Consider the following 18,115-nt stretch of genomic DNA (forward strand, 5'->3'; position numbering starts at 1 on the left):
CGTAAAACCTGTCACGGCTGCAGCTCCTTCGTATCGGCGGACACCAGCACCGCAACCGGCAATGCGGCCAGGCAGCGATCGAGCCGCATTACGCCATCCGGCGCCGCGACTTCGCTTCCGTCGCCCAGGCAGTCGATCCACCGCTCGCCCGCGCCGCGCGGCACGATCACGGCCGTATCGCCCCATTCCCGTGGTTCCACGCGCGGCAGCGCGGGCGCTTCGCCGAGCAGCCGGCACGCGAGCCGTGTCACCGCGACCACGACCGTCGCCGTTTCATCGCGGCGCGCGAACGCCACGGCATGCCGCCCGAGTTTTCCGCGCACGCGCAGCGGCACGTACGCGCCATCCGCGAACGTCGCCGGCCAGCGCGTGCGTAGCGCGAGCATCCGCTCGACGAGTGCACGCTTCACGCGTGCATCGGGCCAGTCGCGCAGGTACGCGGCGACCGGCTCGTCGACCCGCTCGGCCGCTAGTTTCGCAAACGGCACGTCGCGCCGGTTGTCCGGATCGACGAGCGAGTGATCCCATGACTCGGTACCTTGGTACAGATCGGGCACACCCGGCGACGCCATTCGCAATGCCGCCTGCGCGAGACTGTTGACGACGCCGGCCGGCGCGATCCGCGCGATGAACGCATGCAGCCGATGCACGAAATCGCCCGTGCCGTGCGGCGTCAGGATCGCGCGGACGAACGCCTCGCAAGCGCGCTCGTAGTCCGCATTCGGCGCGAGCCAGTCCGTATGCTGCTTCGCTTCGCGCAGCGCCTTCGTCTGCCAGCGCACCACGCGCTCCGTGAGCGCCGCGAGTCCGGCAGCATCGTCGGGCGCGAGCCCCGGCGGCCAGCAGCCGACCAGCGTCTGGTACAGCATCGCCTCCGCGCAAGGCGCGGGCGTCCATGCAAGATCGCGATGCGCGGCGCCGCGCCGGGGCTGATTCAACGCGGACCAGTCGAGCGATACCGCGCGCCAGAGGTCCGGCACTTCGCTCAGCACCGCGAGCCGCGCGCGCGCATCCTCGCCGCGCTTGTGATCGTGCGTCGCGGTCGCGACGAGCGTGTGCGGAACGGTGCGCGCGCGACGCCGGTTGCGTGCATGGAATGCGCCGCGCGACAGGCTGAAATCACCAGCATCGGCGCCGACCTCGTTGCGCGACAGCAGCCGCCCGTAGCGATAGTTGGCCGTATCCTCGACCCCCTTTGCCGCGAGCGGCGCGGTGAGCTGCGCGAACGCGACACGCGCCGCGTGCAGCGCAGCGGCGTCTGCGCGCGGCACGCGCGTGCCGGGCAGCCCGAGCCAGCCGGCGACGCGATCGAGCGCATAGCGGTCGGACGGATCGATCGCCGCGCACGCCGCGCTGTACGCATGCGCCAGCACGCGACGATCGGCGCCGGTCGGCTCGTCTCCCGGCGTCGGGTACATCCGGTATACAGGCAGATGCACGGCGAGTTCGCCCAGCACCCGATGGATCGCAATCCGGCTGATGTCGCGCGTCGCGGGCGCGGCGCGCGCGATGCGATGCAACGCCCGCGCAACGCGCTCATGCTCGCCGGCAAGCTGCCGCGTCAGCACGCGCCGCTTGCCGGCCACCGCTTCCTGCGCGAACGAGCGCGCCGATCCCGACACGGCTGCCCAGTGCGCGGCGAGCGGCGCGGCGCCGGCCGGGTCGTGCAGCAGCGCGGCGACGTCGTTCATGAAGTCGTAGCCGGTCGTGCCATCGACGCGCCAGTCCTCTCGCAGCGTTTCGCCCGGCGCGAGGATCTTCTCGACGACGACATACGGCCGCTTGTCGCGCTGCGCGGCGAGCCGCGCATGCAACCGCCGGCAGTACGCGCGCGGGTCGGCGAGGCCGTCGACGTGATCGACGCGCAGGCCGTCGATGAAGCCCGCGGCACGAAGCTCCAATGGCAGCGCGTGCACCGCGTCGAACACCGTCTCGTCTTCGACGCGCACGGCCGCGAGCGTCGCAATGTCGAAGAAGCGCCGCCAGTTCAGTTCGTCGGCGGCCGTGCGCCACCATGCGAGCCGGTAGTGCTGGCGTTCGAGCAGCCGGTGCAGGCATGCGCGCGAACGCGCGCGACGCGGATCGGCGCCGCGCAAAATTGCGTCGAACGCATGAGGGCCTTGCGCTGCGGCGTAATCGCGCAGCGCCTTGTGAGCATCCGCGATACGTGTGCTGCCGCGCGCCGATGCTGCGTCGAAGCGTTCGGCGAGCGCGTTCAGGTCGGCGCGATTCGCGATGCGCAGGATGTCCGCATGGGTCGCGACGTTGACCGGCAGCGTCCGGCCCGGGCATGCGATGAAGAAGCGCCCGGTGGACGGATCGGCGCCGAGCGTGATGTCGCCGGCCGTGAGTGCATCGCCGTACGGCGCGCCGAGGCAGGGCAGCAGCACCTTGCCGTCGAGCGCTGCATCGGGCGGATGCCAGTCGATGTCGAAGTAGCGTGCGTACGGGCTTGCCGGCCCCCATTCGAGCACGTCGTTCCACCAGCCGTTCGATGCGCCGCCAACGCCCATGTGGTTCGGCACGATATCGACGATCACGCCGAGGCCGCGCGCGCGCAGCGCGTCGACGAGACGGCGAAAACCGGCTTCGCCGCCGAGTTCGCCGCGGATCGCGCGATGGTCGACGGTGTCGTAGCCGTGCGTCGAGCCGGGCTCGGCCGTCGTGATCGGCGACAGGTACAGGTGACTCACGCCGAGCCGCGCGAAATAGTCCGCGTGCGCGGCCGCGTCGTCGAACGTGAAGCCTGCGTGCATTTGCAATCGCAGCGTTGCGCGCGGCGTCATCCGTCATCCTCCGGGGCGTGGCGTGCGCGCTCGATCGCCGCGATGCGTGTGCGCACGTCGGCGTCGAACAGCGCGTCGACCGTGCGCGGCAGCCGGCGCAGCCAGTTCGGATGTCCGCGCGGCGGGCCCGGCAGATTCGGCTGCTCCGCCAGTGCGAGCAGATCCTCGAGCGGCACGATCGCGAGCGGCGACGGGCTGCGCGCGACGTACGCGAGAACGGCGCCGACGGGCGGCGTATCGGCGGGCGGGATCGGATCGCCGGCCGGTGCGCAGCCCGCGTGCTGCAGCGCGCGCCACAGCATCGCGCGTTCAGTGGCGCGTTCGGTCTCGGCGGCGGTGAAATCGGGCGCGGATGACGGTGTGTTCTGCGCGGAACGCGCGTCGTGGCTGTGATCCGAGGCCAATGCATCGTCACGCATGACCGGTTCGTTCCGCGCATCGTGATCCGAGCCGTGTGCGGCCGCGGCGCGACCGATGTCGTCGCCGGCATCGCGCGCACTCGCGGCGCGCCGCACCTGGTGGCTCGGGTCAGCCGCGCGCGCGTGCGTGGCCGCATCGGCATCCGCATCCGCGCCCGCCCCGGCCACGACGCGCCGCCAGCCGAGATCGACACCACGCCACCAGCCGGCCACTGTCGGCAGATCATGCGTCGACGTCATCGCGATCGTGTCGCGATCCCACGCCGACGGCGGCCGAAACGCGCGATCCGCTTCACGTTCGAACCACAGCACACGCATTCCCGCGATACCCTGCGCACCGAGCCGCTCGCGAAAACCCGCCGGCACCGTGCCGAGATCCTCGCCGATCGCGACCGCGCGGTGCCGTGCGGCCTCCAGCGCGACCAGCCGCGCGAGGTCGTCGAGCGGATAGCGCAGGTACGCACCGTCGCGTGGCGACCGGCCCTCCGGCACGATCCACATCCGCGCGAAGCCAAGCACGTGGTCGATGCGGATCCCGCCCGCATGCGCGAAGGCCGCGCGCAACAGCTCGACGAACGGCGCGAAGCCGTTTGCGCGCAGCGCGGCGGGCGTCCACGTCGTCACGCCCCACGCCTGGCCGTCGGCATTGAACAGGTCGGGCGGCGCGCCGAGCGACACGCCGCGCAGCAACGTCGTGCCGTGCGCCCACGCGTCGCTGCCTGCGCGATCGGAGCCGACCGCGAGATCGGCGAGCAGCCCGATCGCCATCCCCGCATCGCGCGCCGCGCGCTGCGCGTTGCCGAGCGCGTCCGACGCACACCATTGCAGGAACGTATGGAACGCGATTGACTCGGCATGCGCGTGGGCGAAGGCGTCGACCTCCGGCGACGCCGGCATCCGCCACTGCGCCGGCCATTGCCGCCAGTCCGCGCCGATCCCGTGTTCGATGCAGAACGCCTGCAGCGCGTCGAAGCGCGCATGCGCGTCGAGCGCCGCACCGCCCGCCGCGCGGAACCGCTCGAACGCGTCTTGCGACGGCGCGCCGTTCGCGCGCCACGCATCGAAACACGCGCGCAACCGGCGCAGCTTCAACGGCAGTATGTGCGGCCAGTCGATCAGCGGCGCGTCGCCTGCGTTCGGCATGCCCGGCGCCGCACAGCTCGTTCGCCGCACGATATCGGCTCCCGGCACCGCATCGCAGTCGAGATACGCGACGTTGTGCCAGCGCCGCGACGACGGCGAATACGGGCTGTCGTGTTCGGGCAGCGCCGGATACTCGGCATGCGTCGGACTGGTCGCGACCGCGTGCGCGCCGTGCCGCGCCGCACGCGTGGCGAGGCCGGCGAGCGCGGTGTAGTCGCCCGCGCCGTCGTCGCCCGTGCGGCGCAGGCTGTAAATCTGGGCCGCGATGCCCCAGCGGCGCCGTGCGTCGTCGCAGATGTCGAACGGCCGCGTACGCGGCGGCGCGATCGCAAGCCCGATCCGCTGCTCGCCGATGTCGAGCACGTGATGGCCGGCCAGCGCGAGCGGCGGCAGCGTGCCGTATTCGCCCGCGCCGGTCACGCGCCCGTCGACGTGGCCGCCCGTTTCGAGTGTGATCCGGAAGCGCGCGCCGGGCGGTGCGACACCGCGCGGCAGCTTGAGCGGCACGCCGGCGTCGCCGGTCACGACACACGGCGTCGCGTCGTGCGCGTCGACGAGCGCGGCCGCGCTGTCGATCCGCTCGATCGGCGTGCCGCACGGCCAGCCGAGCGCATCGACGAGCGCGACGAGCGCGTCGTCGTCCACTCGCCGCGCGACGCCGCCGGCATCGATCCAGTCGGGCTCCAGTCCGGCCGCACGCGCGAGTTCGGCGATGGGGACGTCGGTCGTCATGGCCGCGTATGCCCGTTCGCGCGATGGCTCAGCGCATCGTGGTTGACCGCGCCGTCGCGCCACGCGATGCAGGTGCGCGCGGGCAGCCGCCCGTCGGCCAGCCGATCGCGCGCGCGCGGCGGCGTCTCGAACACGATCTTGCCGACCGGCAGCGCGGGCAGCATTGCGTCGTGCGAGCCGGGATTGAACGCGATCGTCAGCGTGCTGCCGTCGCCGAGGCGCCAGCGTGCGACGAGCGCCTCCTTGGCGCCATCGCCGTTGCTGGCCAGCAGCTCGACGCCGAGTGCACGCGTGCCCGGCAGATGCGGCGTGACGAGCGCCGCGCGTACGGTTAGCGCGCTGCGATAGAAGCGCCGCCACGCGTCGGCGTCGGGCCACGCGTCCTCATCCGCATGGCCGGGCGACGAGCGCACGAAGGTGCCGACGTCGTTCGGATCGGGGATCGCGTCGCGATGGGCGGGATCGGCGAACGCGGGAAACGCGGCGAACTCGCGGCGCCGGCCTTCGCGTACCGCGTCGGCGAGTTCGCCGCGATAGTCGGTGAAGAACTGGAACGGCTGCGTGCTGCCGTCCTCCTCGCCCATGAACAGCAACGGTATCTGCGGCGCGATCAGCATCAGGGCGGTGGCCGCGCGCAGCGCGTCGTCGTTCGCGAGCGCGCGCAGCCGTTCACCGAACGCGCGGTTGCCGATCTGATCGTGATTCTGCAGGAACGAGACGAACGCGGTGGGTGGCAGATGCGCGCTCGACTCGCCGCGCGGCGCGCCGCCGTGCAGCGGCGACGGTTCGCCCTGGTACGCGAATCCTTCGCCGAGGGTGCGCGCCAGATGGCGCAGCGGCGCATCGGCGTACGCGCGATAGTAGCCGTCGCGCTCGCCGGTCAGCAGCACATGCGCGCTGTTGTGGAAATCGTCGTTCCATTGCGCATCGAAGCCGCCGGGCCCGAGCAGACTCGCCGCATTGCGTTCGTTCTCGAGCACCAGATGCACGTGGCGCGCATCGCCCGCATACGCATGCACGCGTCGCGCCAGTTCGCGCAGCCATGCATCGTCGTCGATCGCATGCGCGGCGTCGATGCGCAGGCCGTCGAAACGGAATTCGTCGAGCCAGTACAGCGCGTTGTCGATGAAGAACGCGCTCGTCTGCGCACGCGAGAAGTCGATCGCGGGCCCCCACGCGGTCTGCCGGTCCGCGCGGAAGAATTCCGGCGCATAGCGCGGCAGCAGGTTGCCTTCCGGGCCGAAATGGTTGTACACGACGTCGAGCAACACCTGGAGCCCGAGGCCGTGCGCGGTGTCGACGAGCGTCTTCAGTTCCTCGGGCCGTCCGTACGACGCATCGGGCGCGAACGGCAACACGCCGTCGTAGCCCCAGTTGCGCGTACCGGGGAACGTGTTGACCGGCATCAGCTCGATCGCGGTCACGCCGAGCGCGGCGATCTCCGGCAGGCGCCGTTCGACGTTCGCATAGCCGCCACATGCGCCGACGTGCAGTTCATACAGCACCGTCTCGTGCCACGGCCGGCCGCGCCACGCGTCGTTGCGCCAGCGGTACGCGGACGGATCGACGACCTGGCTCGGGCCATGTACGCCATCCGGTTGGAAGCGCGACGCGGGATCGGGCACGGCAAGGCCGTCGTCGAGCAGGAAGCGGTACAGCGTGCCAGGGCCGTATGGCGCGACGACCTCGAACCAGCCGTCGCCGATGGCCGGCATCGCGATACGCTGCTCGCCGTGCAGTTCGACCGCAGCCGCGCGGCTCGCGGGCGCCCACAGGCGAAAGCGCGTGTGCGCCGCGTCGATGCACGTCGCGCCGAATGTCGATACACACGCGGGCGTGCCGGAGGAATGGGCGGTACGTGACGTCATGGGGGCTCCTCACGAGGGCAGGTCGGGCGGCACGGCGGCGACCGCGATCACGGCGGCGTGCGCGGCGACGTCGAGGCCGGCCTCCGGCCACGAGCGCGGGCCGGCGTCGGGTGTCGCGGTGTCGAGCAGCACGCGGTAGTCGAGCACCGGCGCGGGCAGTCTGAACGTGATGACATGGGTCGACGCATTCAGCATCACGAGCAACGCCTCGGTACGCCCGGTACGGCCCGTGCCGACACGACGCATCGTCAGCGCGCGGCGCTCGCCGTCCTCCCACGCCGGCACGCTCAGCGCGTCGCCGCGTTCGTCGAACCAGTCGATCTCGTGCATGCCGGGCGCGCCGTCGCGGTCGCCCGACGGATAGCGTGGCGCGGACATCACCGGATACATGCGCCGCAGCGCGGCGAGCCGCGACACGAAGCGCATCATCTGCATGCCTTCGTCGCTGTGAGCAAGATCCCAGTCGAGCCACGACAGTTCGTTATCCTGGCAATATGCGTTGTTGTTGCCGTGCTGCGTGCGGCCGAATTCGTCGCCGGCGACGATCATCGGCGTGCCGAGCGCGGTAAACAGCGTCGCGAGCATCGAGCGCGCGACGCGCGCGCGCAGGTCGCGGATCGACGCGTCGTCGGTGGCGCCTTCGACGCCCCAGTTCGCGCTGCAGTTGTCGTCGCGGCCGTCGCGGTTGTCCTCGCCGTTCGCGTCGTTGTGCTTGTGCGCATACGACACGACATCCGCGAGCGTGAAGCCGTCGTGCGCGGTGATGAAGTTCACCGACGCCCACGTGCGGCGCCGTTGATGGTTGAACAGGTCGGCGGAGCCCGCAAGGCGCGCGGCGAGCTCCGGGCGCTGCCCCGCGTCGCCGCGCCAGAAGCGCCGCACCGTGTCGCGAAAGCGGTCGTTCCATTCGGCGAAGCCGGGCGGGTGGCGGCCGAGCTGATAGCCGCCCGGGCCGAGATCCCACGGCTCGGTGATCAGCTTGCGTTGCGCGAGAATGGGGTCCTGCCGCAGTGCGTCGAAAAACCCCGCGCCCGGTTCGAATCCGTGATCCTCGCGGCCGAGCGTCACGCCGAGGTCGAAGCGGAAGCCGTCGATATTGAACGCGGTGGCCCAATAGCGCAGCGAGTCCATCACCATCTGCACGACGCGCGGATGCGACATGTTCAGCGTGTTGCCGCAGCCGGTCTCGTCGACGTGATAACGCGGATCGTCCGGCCGCAGCCGGTAGTAGCTCGCGTTGTCGAGGCCGCGCCACGACAGCGTCGGGCCGAGCTCGTTGCCTTCGCACGTGTGGTTGTAGACGACGTCGAGCACGACCTCGATGCCGGCCGCGTGCAGCTGCCGGATCGCGATGCGCATTTCGTCGAGCCGCCGCGTCGACAGATACGACGGCTCCGGCGCGAAGAACGCGGCCGTGTCGTAGCCCCAGTAGTTGCGCAGCCCGCGGTTCACGAGCGCGCGTTGCTGGAGGAACGCGTGCACGGGCAGCAGCTCGACGGTCGTCACGCCGATCGACAGCAGGTGATCGATGAACGCCGGATGCGCGAGCGACGCGAAGGTGCCGCGTTCCGGCGCGCGCAGCCCGGGGCGACGCATCGACGCGCCGCGCACGTGGGCCTCGTAGATCACGGTGCTGCGCCACGGCACGTCCGGGCGCCGGTCGGTGCGCCAGTCGAATGCCTCGTCGACGACCACGGCCTTCGGCATCGCGGGCGCCGAGTCGCGGCGGTCCATCGACAGGTCCGCGCGGTTCGAGTGCACGCGATAGCCGAACAGCGCGTCGGACCAGCGAAAATGACCGACCAGCTTGCGCGCGTACGGGTCGAGCAGCAGCTTGGTCGGATTGAAGCGGTGGCCGTGCTGCGGCTGGTACGGGCCGTCCGCGCGAAAGCCGTACACGGTGCCCGGATGCGCATTCGGCAGGTAACCGTGCCACACCTCGTCGGTGCATTCGGGCAGGTCGAGCCGCGCAAGCTCCTTGCGTCCGGTCGGGTCGAACACGCACAGCTGGATGCGCTGCGCATGCGCGGAAAACACCGCGAAGTTGGTACCGAGACCATCCCAGGTCGCACCGAGCGGATAGGGGCGGCCGGGATCGAGTCGGGATGGCAGGGCGGTCGGCATGGGGAGGGTCTCCGTGTCGAGGGCGCCGGGTGTCAAGCCGGACTCAGCCATAGGGTCGCCAGCGGCGGCAGGCGCAACACCGCCGACCACGACTCGCCATGCGCGGGCACGGCTTCCGCCCACACGGCGCCGTCGTTGCCGGCGTTGGTGCCGCCGTATACGGCGGCATCGGTGTTCATCAGTTCGCGCCACTGGCCGGGCGCGGGCAACCCGATGCGATAGCCGGCGCGCGGCACCGGCGTGAAGTTGCTGACCGCGACGACGAGGCGTCCGGCATCGTCGCGGCGCGCGAACGCGAACACGCTGTTGTCTCGATCGTCGCCGATCAGCCACGCGAAGCCGGCCGCATGGCAGTCGAGCGCATGGAGCGCCGGTTCAGCCGCGTACACCCGGTTCAGGTCGCGCACGAGCCGTTGCACGCCGCGATGCGCGGGCGCGTCGAGCAGGTCCCAGTGCGGCGTCGCGTCGTGCGCGAACTCGGCCCATTGCGCGAATTCGCTGCCCATGAACAGCAGTTTCTTTCCGGGATGCGCCCACATGAAGCCGAAGTACGCGCGCAGTGTCGCGAGCCGCTGCCACGCGTCGCCGGGCATCTTCGCCGCGAGCGAGCCTTTGCCGTGCACGACCTCGTCATGCGACAGCGGCAGCACGAATCGTTCGGAGAACGCATAGACGAGCCCGAACGTCATCCGGTCGTGATGGTAGCGGCGATGGATCGGATCCTCGCGCAGATACGCGAGCGTGTCGTGCATCCAGCCCATGTTCCACTTGAAGTCGAAGCCGAGCCCGCCGTCGCCGGTCGACGCGGTGACCCCCGGCCACGCGGTCGATTCCTCCGCGAAGGTGACGACGCCGGCCGGCGCGAGCGCACCGTGCAGCGTGTCGTTCAGCCTGCGCAGGAACGCGACCGCTTCGAGATTCTCGCGCCCGCCATGCACGTTCGGCACCCATTCGCCTTCCTTGCGCGAATAGTCGCGGTACAGCATCGAGGCGACCGCGTCGACGCGGATCCCGTCGACGTGATAGCGCCGTGCCCACGCGAGCGCCGACGCGACGAGAAACGCGCCGACCTCGTTGCGGCCGAAGTTGAACACACAGGTGTTCCAGTCGGGATGCATGCCTTCGCGCGGGTCGGCGTGCTCGTACAGCGCGGTGCCGTCGAACTGCGCGAGACCATGCGAATCGTTGGGGAAGTGCGCGGGCACCCAGTCGACGATCACGCCGATGCCGGCCGCATGCGCGCGGTCGACGAAGCGCGCGAAGCCGTCGACCGGCCCGAAGCGCGCGGACGGCGCGAACTGCGCGAGCGGCTGGTAGCCCCACGAGCCGCCGAACGGATACTCGGAAATCGGCATGAATTCCACATGCGTGAAGCCCATGCCGTGCACGTACGGGATCAGCCGCTCCGCGAGCTCGTCCCACGTCGCACTGCGGTCCATTTCCTCGGGCACGCGCTGCCACGATTCCGGATGGACTTCGTAGATCGACCACGGGACGCGAAAGCGTCGGTCCGGATTCGGCCGCGCGTGGAGCCAGCCGTCGTCGTGCCACGCGAAGCCGTCGAGCGCAGCCGTGTCGGCGACGACGGACGCGGTGCGCGGCGGCGCTTCGGTCGCACGCGCGCACGGGTCGGCCTTGTGCGGCAGCACGCGGCCGTCGGCTGCGCACAGCTCGTATTTGTAGTGCTCGCCGGCGCCGATGCCCGGCACGAACAATTCCCACACGCCCCACGGCCGCCGCAGCCGCATCGGGTGACGACGGCCGTCCCAGGTATTGAAGTCCCCGACTACCGACACGCGCTGCGCATTCGGCGCCCACACGGCAAACCGTACGCCGTCGATGCCGTCGATCCGGGCGGGCGTCGCGCCGAGGCAGTCGAGCACGGCGGCCGGGTCGCCGGCCGCGAAGCGCGCGAGCGCGGCGTCGTCGAGCAGCGTGCCAAACGCATACGCGTCGTCGGTGACCTGCCGCGCGTCGGGCCAGTCGATCGCCAGCTGGTAATGCCCGTCGCGCGCGATCGTCCCGGCGAAGCAGCCGGCATCGTCGACGCACGCGAGCGTGCCGAGTTCGTCGCCGTCGGGCGTGACCGCGCGCACGCGCCGCGCACCGGGCAGCAGTGCGCGCACGACGATCCGTCCTTCGTCCCCGTGCGGGCCGAGGCATGCGAACGGGTCCGGATGGCGGCCGGCGAGCAGCGCATCGATATCGCGGCGGTCGAACAGCGTGTCGGTCATCGGGTGCCTCCGTTGTCGGATGCGTGCTTCGCATCGAGCAGGCGTTCGATGAGCGCGGCAAGTCCGCCGACCGGCACGCCGAGCCAGTCGGGGCGGTTCGCGGCTTCGTAGCAGAGCTCGTACGACGCCTTGTCGATCAGGAACAGCGCGAGCAGGCGATCGGCGTAGCGCGGGTCGACGAAGCGTTCGGGTGCCTGATCGGCAGCCGCGCGATAGCATTCGACGAAGCGGTCGGCGGCGGCCTGCCCGAACCGGTCGAACAGCGCACGCTTGCGGCCGGCCGCCTGCGGCGGCGCCTTTTCGATCGCGAATTGCGCGGTCGCGCTCACGTACGACAGCGAGCGCAGGAAGCCGGCCACGTCGCGCAGCGGATGCGACTTCGCGCGGCGCCGCTCGAGCGGGCGCGCGGGCTCGCCTTCGAAGTCGATCAGCAGTGCGTCGCCCTGCACGTCGAGCACCTGGCCGAGATGGAAATCGCCGTGAATCCGCGTGCATTGCGCATCGAGCGTGCGCGGCACCAGCTCGCCGAGCGCCTGTATGGCCGCGTCGCGCGACGCGAGCAGCGTGTCGGCGGCCGCGCGTGCCGCCGGATCGAGCGCTTCGAGCGCATCGAGGCGTGTGGCCAGCACGTCGAGCGCATGCCTGAACGACGCGATCGCATCGAGGCTCCAGCCGTCGACGTGTTCGGGCGTCGCGCGCTCCGGCGTGAACGCCGGGTCGTCGGACGGTTGTGCGAGCGCAACGTGCAACTGGCCGAGCCGCGTGCCGACGATGCCCGCGAACGCCGCGTAGCCGAGCAGCGCGTCCGGTTCCTCGTCGGCCTCGGCCGCCTCGCCGTCGACGACGGCGGGCAGCGCGAGCTCGTCGACCGCGCGTTTCAGGAAGTCGAACGAACGCGTCCACGCGTCGCCCTGGTTGTCGACGTAGCGCTGCAGGATCGCGACCGTATGCGGCGAGCCGTCCGGATCGACGTGCACGACCTCGCCCGCGAGCGTCGCGGTGTTCGCGTAGCCGATCCGCGTCAGGTGGCGGCTCATCTCCGCCTCCGGATGGATGCCGTGCGCGACCTTGCGCACCAGCTTCAGCACGATTTCGTCGCCAATCACGAGCGAGCTGTTGCTCTGCTCGGCCGCGAGCCAGCGTACTTCGGCGTCGTCGCCGGGATCGAGTGCGGCGAGCGCCTGCTCGGGCAGGAACTCGAGGCGGCCGCCGTCGGAGGTCGGCACCGTCGCGCCGTCGCGCAACTTGCGCAGCATCCCGCGCGCGAACGCGGGCAGCGCGAACGCGTCGGTCAGGTAGCCGACCGTGTGGCCGCGCCGCACGCGCGCGAGCGCGAGCTGGACGAACAGCGGATGCGAGGTCTCGCCGCCCCATGCGGCGGCCAGCGGCACGACGTAGCGTTCGACGCCGCCGTCGCTCGCGGACACCCATGCCTCCGCGTACTGGAACGGCTCGTCCGGTATCGGCGTGACGACATTCAGCCACGCATCGCCGATCTTGCGGTCCTTCGACGCGAACCAGCGCCGCCGCGCGAGCCACGACGCGAGCGCATCGTGCGCGAGCGCGTGCAGCTGGCCGACATCCGGCCGCGCGTCGCCGCGCCGCATCACGATCGTCACGTACTCGGGCAGCGGCTCCGCGTGCGGCTGCCGCCACGACGGTTCGCGGCCGTGCTCGGACAGCACGAACCACAGGAACCCGTACGGCGGAAAGGTGAGCAGGTAAGTGAGCTGCCCGATCGGCGGAAACGCCGAATCCGACGTCATCTCGATCGGCACGCGGCCGGCGAATTCGGACAGGTCGAGTTCGACCGCCTGCGACGAGCGCGACAGGTTGGCGACGCACAGCACCGTCTCGTGGCCTTCGAGTTCGCGCAGGTATGCGAGCACCTTGCGGTTCTCGGGGCGCAGGAAGCGGATCGTGCCGCGTCCGAACGATTGCGTCGCGCGACGCGTCGCCAGGATGCGGCGCGTCCAGTTCAGCAGTGAATGCGGGTCGCGCGTCTGCGCCTCGACGTTGATCGCGTCGTAGCCGTACAGCGAGCCCATTACGGGCGGCAGCACCAGCAGTTCCGGGTCCGCGCGCGAGAAGCCGCCGTTGCGGTCCGACGACCATTGCATTGGCGTGCGCACGCCGTCGCGGTCGCCGAGGTGGATGTTGTCGCCCATCCCGAGTTCGTCGCCGTAGTAGATCACCGGCGTGCCGGGCATCGACAGCAGCAGCGAGTTGATCAGCTCGATGCGGCGCCGGTCGCGCTCCATCAGCGGCGCGAGGCGGCGCCGGATGCCGAGGTTGAGCCGCGCGCGCCGGTCGGACGCATAGGTTTGCCACAACAGGTCGCGCTCGGAGTCGGTCACCATCTCGAGCGTCAGCTCGTCGTGATTGCGCAGGAACACGGCCCACTGGTTGCTCGGCGCGAGCGCCGGCGTCTGCCGCATGATGTCGACGATCGGGAAGCGGTCCTCGCTCGCGATCGACATGTAGATGCGCGGCATCAGCGGGAAGTGGAACGCCATGTGGCATTCGTCCTCGTGGCCGAAGTATTCCTGCACGTCCTCCGGCCACTGGTTCGCTTCCGCGAGCAGCATCCGGTTCGGATATTCGGCGTCGATCGTCGCGCGGATACGCTTCAGGATCGCGTGCGTCTCCGGCAGGTTCTCGTTGTTGGTGCCTTCGCGCTCGACCAGATACGGCACCGCATCGAGCCGCAGCCCGTCGATGCCGAGATCGAGCCAGAACCGCATCACCTGGAGCACCTCGCGCACGACGGCCGGATTGTCGAAGTTCAGGTCCGGCTGGTGCGAGTAGAAGCGGTGCCAGTAGTACTGGCCGGCGATCGGATCGTGCGTCCAGTTCGACGTTTCGGTGTCGAGGAAGATGATCCGCGTGCCCGCGTATTTCGTGTCGGTGTCGGACCACACGTAGTAGTCGCGATGCATCGAGCCCCGCTTCGCGCGCCGCGCACGCTGGAACCACGGATGCTGGTCCGACGTGTGGTTGATCACCAGCTCGGTGATCACGCGGATCCCGCGCGCGTGCGCTTCGCGGATGAAGCGCCGCACGTCGGCCAGCGTGCCGTAGTCGGGATGCACGTCGCGGTAGTCGGCGATGTCGTAGCCGTCGTCGCGGCGCGGCGACGGATAGAACGGCAGCAGCCAGATCGTGTCGACGCCGAGCTCGGCGATGTAGTCGAGCTTCATGATCAGGCCGGGGAAGTCGCCGATCCCGTCGTTGTTCGAGTCGTAGAACGACTTCACGTGCACCTGGTAGATGATCGCGTCCTTGTACCACAGCGGATCGTCCGCGCAGAGCGCGGGCGCGCGGCGCCGCGAACGGCGCCGGCGCGGCGTGCCGGCCGGTGCGAGCGACGGGAACTGCGCGCGGCGTACGTCGTCGAGGGAGTCTTCGCGATTCATCAGGCGTGTGCTCCGGAAGGGGGCCGGGCATCGCCCGGCGCGGGCGCCGCCGCTCGCGCGGCGCCGGGAGACGGCGCGAGCCGCCAGATCGCATACGGCCGCACGTGCGGGTCGAGCGACACGTACTGGCGATGCCCGCGCCAGGTTTCGGCATGCGCGGCATCCTGTTCGAGCGCGTCGAGCGGTTCGCCGTCGACCAGCCCGAAGCCGCGCCAGAGCGAGGCGTCGAGCGTGAAGTTCGCGGCCTGTGGATGCCATGGGTCGAGGCTGATCGCGACCGCGACGACGCTGTCGTGCGCGGGCGTCGCCTTCACGAACACGATGACCTGGTCGTTGTCGGCGTCGGCGAACGCGAGGCCGAGGTGCGTCTGCAACGCCGGATGCTCGCGCCGCGCGCGGTTCAGTCGCGCGACTTCGGTGCCGATGTGCGCAGCCTTGCTCCAGTCGCGCGCGCGCAGCTCGTATTTCTCCGCGTCCGCGTACTCCTCGCTGTCGGGCAGTGGCGCCGATTCGCCGATCTCGAAGCCCGAATACAGGCCCCACGAGCCGGCGAGCGTCGCGGCGAGCGCCGCGCGGATCACGAACTGCGAGCGCGGCGCGTTCTGCAGGTGGCGCGGATTGATGTCGGGCGTGTTCACGAAGAAGTTCGGCCGGAAGAACTCGCGGGGCGGGCCGGCCGTCAGCTCGGTCAGGTAGTCGATGAACTCGCGCTTCGTCTCGCGCCACGTGAAGTACGTGTAAGACTGCGAAAAACCGATCTTCGCGAGCCGGTACATCATGCCCGGCCGCGTGAACGCCTCCGACAGGAACACGACGTCCGGATGCTTGCCGCGCACGTCGGCGATCATCCACGCCCAGAACGGCAGCGGCTTCGTGTGCGGGTTGTCGACGCGGAAGATCCGCACGCCCGCGTCGACCCAGAACAGCACCGCGTCGCGCAGCGCGAGCCACAGGTCGGGCAGCGCGTCCGGCGCGTAGAAGTCGGGGTTCACGATGTCCTGGTAGCGCTTCGGCGGATTTTCCGCAAAGCGGAGCGAGCCGTCGGGCCGCCACGCGAACCAGCCCGGATGCGCGGCGAGCCACGGATGGTCGGGCGAGCACTGGATCGCGAAGTCCAGCGCGATTTCGAGCCCCTGTGCGCGCGCCGCGTCGACCAGCGTGCGGAACGACGCGAGCGTGCCGAGTTGCGGATGCACGGCCGTGTGGCCGCCTTCGGGCGAGCCGATCGCGTACGGGCTGCCGACGTCGTCCGGGCCGGCCTTCAGCGTGTTGTTGCGGCCCTTGCGCGCGGTCGTGCCGATCGGGTGGATCGGCGGGAAATACAGCACGTCGAAACCCATGTCGCGGATGCGCGGCAATTGCGCGATCACGTCGTCGAACGTGCCGTGCCGGTGCGCGTCGTTGCTGGCCGAGCGCGGGAACATTTCGTACCAGCTCGAGAAGCGCGCGGCGCGGCGTTCGACCTCGACCGGGTAGACCGTTTCGTCGTGCGTGACGAACGGCCGGTAACGCAGCGCCGCGTATGCGTCGGCGAGTTCGGGGGCGCCGAGCAGCGCGAGGCGATCGTCGGGCGACGCGTCCTTGAAGTCGGCGGCCAGCCGTTCCATCCGTGCGCGCGCACGCGGATCGACCGGCTCGGCGAGCGTCAGCGCGGTCGCGAGCAACAGTTGCGCCTCGCGCACCTCCAGCGCCACGTCCTGGCCGGCCGCACGCTTTTTCGCCACGTCGGTGACGAGCGATGCCCAATCGTCGCGCCACGCGATCACGCGAAACGCATGGCGACCGAGCCGGTCGAGCGCGACGCGCGCGTGCCAGCGGTCGTTCGGCTCCGCGACGAACGGCACCTCGCGCCAGTCGTCCTCGTCGTCCGCGCGCCACTGCAGGGCGGCCGAAAGATGCGCATGCCCGTCCGAGAAGATCGATGCATGCACAACCAGCGTTTCGCCGATCACACGCTTGATCGCGAAGCGGCCGCCGTCCACGGCCGGCTCGACCCGCTCGATCGCGATCCGGTCGGCCGCGAGCGCGGCGGACAAGGTGGCGCGCTCGCTCGCGGTGTCGGCGCGCGCGATCGCGGGCGGCGCGCGCCACGCGTCGAGCAGCGCATGGCCGCCGGGTTCGAGCGTGAAGGCCGGCAGCGCGACCGGCGCGTGCCGGTGCGCGCCGTCGGGTGGCGCGACGTGCGTGAAGCCGCCTGGCACCCCGGGCAGGATCGTGGCGGGATCGACGGCCGCTTCGCGATCGAGATCGGGGTTCAGCGCGATCAGCAGTGCCGCGTCGTCGTGTTCGAGCGACGGACCCGTGCCGCGCAGCAGCGCGGTCGCGGCCGCGCCGGGGGCGCTCAGTTGCGCGATTTCGCCGCGCTCGGCCGCGAGCGGCGTCGCGCGGCGCCAGGCATTCGCGTCGGCGATCGCGCCGGACAGGTCGAAGCGCGCGCCGTCGAATGCGGCGCGATAGCGCGTGGCGTCCGCATCGCGCGCCATCAGCGGCAGCGTGACGCCGCGCTCGAAGCCCATCGGCACGAGCCAGCCGGTGCCGACCGCCGCGGCGGTCCACAACGCGCGGTGGTATGCGCGGGCGACCGTCTCATCCGGCGCGTCGTTCCAGTCGTCGGCGAGACGCGGGCCGTCGTAGGCGTCGGGAAACGCGATCGGCGAGCCGATGCGCCGCAGCAGCCGGTGTTCGTCCGCGAACCACGGCGAGCGCAGATCCCACCAGCGAACCGACGAGAACACCGCGTCGAAGCCGGCCGCCTCGAATTGCGCGAGCGCGTCGCGCGCATGGCCGGGCACGCCGGCCAGCACCGCGACGTCCGGGCGCGCGCGACGCAGCGCCGCGCGCCAGCCGGGCCACCACGCGGCCGGCAGATGATGCGGCGCGTCGATCAGGAAGCCGGTCGCGCCGGCGTCCGCGAACGCGGCGAGATGTGCGCACCACCACGCGGCGAGTGCGTCGTGTATCGCGTCTTCACCGACCTGCGCATGCGCGACGTCGAGTTCATGCGCGGCGCGGCGCGGGTCGATCAGCGCGTCGTCGTGCGAGCGCTCGACGTACCAGTCCGGGTGCTCGGCGCGCAGCGGATTGTCGCGCGCGATGCGGTCCGGTATCACTTCGAGCATCACGCGCAGCCCGTGGCCGTGCGCGATGTGCGCGAGCCGCGAGAACGTCTCGAGCGCGCCGGCGCGCGTTTCGAACGTCGCGGCCGGCCGGTGGAAGTCGGCGACGTGACGCGGAAAGCCCGCGACGCTGGCGGTCCAGAAGCCGCCGATCAGCACGTGGTCGAAACCCATGCCCGCGATGTGCGCGAACGTATCCGGCCACGCGTCGAGTGGACCGACGAGGCGGGCATCGCAGAAGTAGAGGTGTGGGGCGAAGGGGGGCGTGACGTTCATG

7 protein-coding genes are annotated in these 18,115 nt (G+C 70.8%); all 7 read right to left on the reverse strand.

The window, feature by feature from the left end; translation table 11 throughout:
- Window positions 1-11 precede the first annotated feature (11 nt).
- The 7 genes from treY to WI26_RS27610 are packed head-to-tail and all read right to left on the reverse strand — an operon-like array spanning window position 12 to window position 18,114.
- Window positions 12-2,786 (reverse strand): malto-oligosyltrehalose synthase, encoded by a 2,775-nt coding sequence (treY, locus tag WI26_RS27580; protein WP_069227966.1) that lies wholly within the window; start codon window positions 2,784-2,786, stop codon window positions 12-14.
- Window positions 2,783-5,080: a 4-alpha-glucanotransferase gene (malQ, locus tag WI26_RS27585; protein ID WP_069227967.1), complete on the reverse strand. Its 2,298-nt coding sequence runs from the start codon at window positions 5,078-5,080 to the stop codon at window positions 2,783-2,785. The genes treY and malQ overlap by 4 nt, the downstream gene beginning before the upstream one ends.
- Window positions 5,077-6,948, reverse strand: a complete 1,872-nt coding sequence (treZ, locus tag WI26_RS27590; RefSeq protein ID WP_069227968.1) for a malto-oligosyltrehalose trehalohydrolase — start codon at window positions 6,946-6,948, stop codon at window positions 5,077-5,079. The genes malQ and treZ overlap by 4 nt, the downstream gene beginning before the upstream one ends.
- A 9-nt stretch (window positions 6,949-6,957) precedes the next feature.
- Window positions 6,958-9,072, reverse strand: coding sequence for a glycogen debranching protein GlgX (glgX, locus tag WI26_RS27595; RefSeq protein ID WP_069227969.1), 2,115 nt, complete (start codon window positions 9,070-9,072; stop codon window positions 6,958-6,960).
- A 32-nt stretch (window positions 9,073-9,104) separates the two neighbouring features.
- Window positions 9,105-11,306 (reverse strand): 1,4-alpha-glucan branching protein GlgB, encoded by a 2,202-nt coding sequence (glgB, locus tag WI26_RS27600; protein ID WP_059540798.1) that lies wholly within the window; start codon window positions 11,304-11,306, stop codon window positions 9,105-9,107.
- Window positions 11,303-14,722 carry a maltose alpha-D-glucosyltransferase gene (gene treS / locus WI26_RS27605; RefSeq protein WP_069227970.1) on the reverse strand — a complete coding sequence of 1,140 codons (3,420 nt, stop codon included), beginning with the start codon at window positions 14,720-14,722 and terminating at the stop codon, window positions 11,303-11,305. The genes glgB and treS overlap by 4 nt, the downstream gene beginning before the upstream one ends.
- Window positions 14,722-18,114, reverse strand: a complete 3,393-nt coding sequence (locus WI26_RS27610) for a maltotransferase domain-containing protein (protein ID WP_069227971.1) — start codon at window positions 18,112-18,114, stop codon at window positions 14,722-14,724. Before WI26_RS27610 ends, treS begins: the two co-directional genes overlap by 1 nt.
- Between the last annotated feature and the right edge of the window lies 1 nt (window position 18,115).

The sequence above is a fragment of the Burkholderia diffusa genome, assembly GCF_001718315.1.
GTDB classification, from domain to species: domain Bacteria; phylum Pseudomonadota; class Gammaproteobacteria; order Burkholderiales; family Burkholderiaceae; genus Burkholderia; species Burkholderia diffusa_B.

Coding starts and splice junctions, on each gene's coding strand:
- treY (WP_069227966.1), bottom strand. CDS start 2,786: ATGACGCCGCGCGCAACGCTGCGATTGCAAATGCACGCAGGCTTCACG.
- malQ (WP_069227967.1), bottom strand. CDS start 5,080: ATGACGACCGACGTCCCCATCGCCGAACTCGCGCGTGCGGCCGGACTG.
- treZ (WP_069227968.1), bottom strand. CDS start 6,948: ATGACGTCACGTACCGCCCATTCCTCCGGCACGCCCGCGTGTGTATCG.
- glgX (WP_069227969.1), bottom strand. CDS start 9,072: ATGCCGACCGCCCTGCCATCCCGACTCGATCCCGGCCGCCCCTATCCG.
- glgB (WP_059540798.1), bottom strand. CDS start 11,306: ATGACCGACACGCTGTTCGACCGCCGCGATATCGATGCGCTGCTCGCC.
- treS (WP_069227970.1), bottom strand. CDS start 14,722: ATGAATCGCGAAGACTCCCTCGACGACGTACGCCGCGCGCAGTTCCCG.
- WI26_RS27610 (WP_069227971.1), bottom strand. CDS start 18,114: ATGAACGTCACGCCCCCCTTCGCCCCACACCTCTACTTCTGCGATGCC.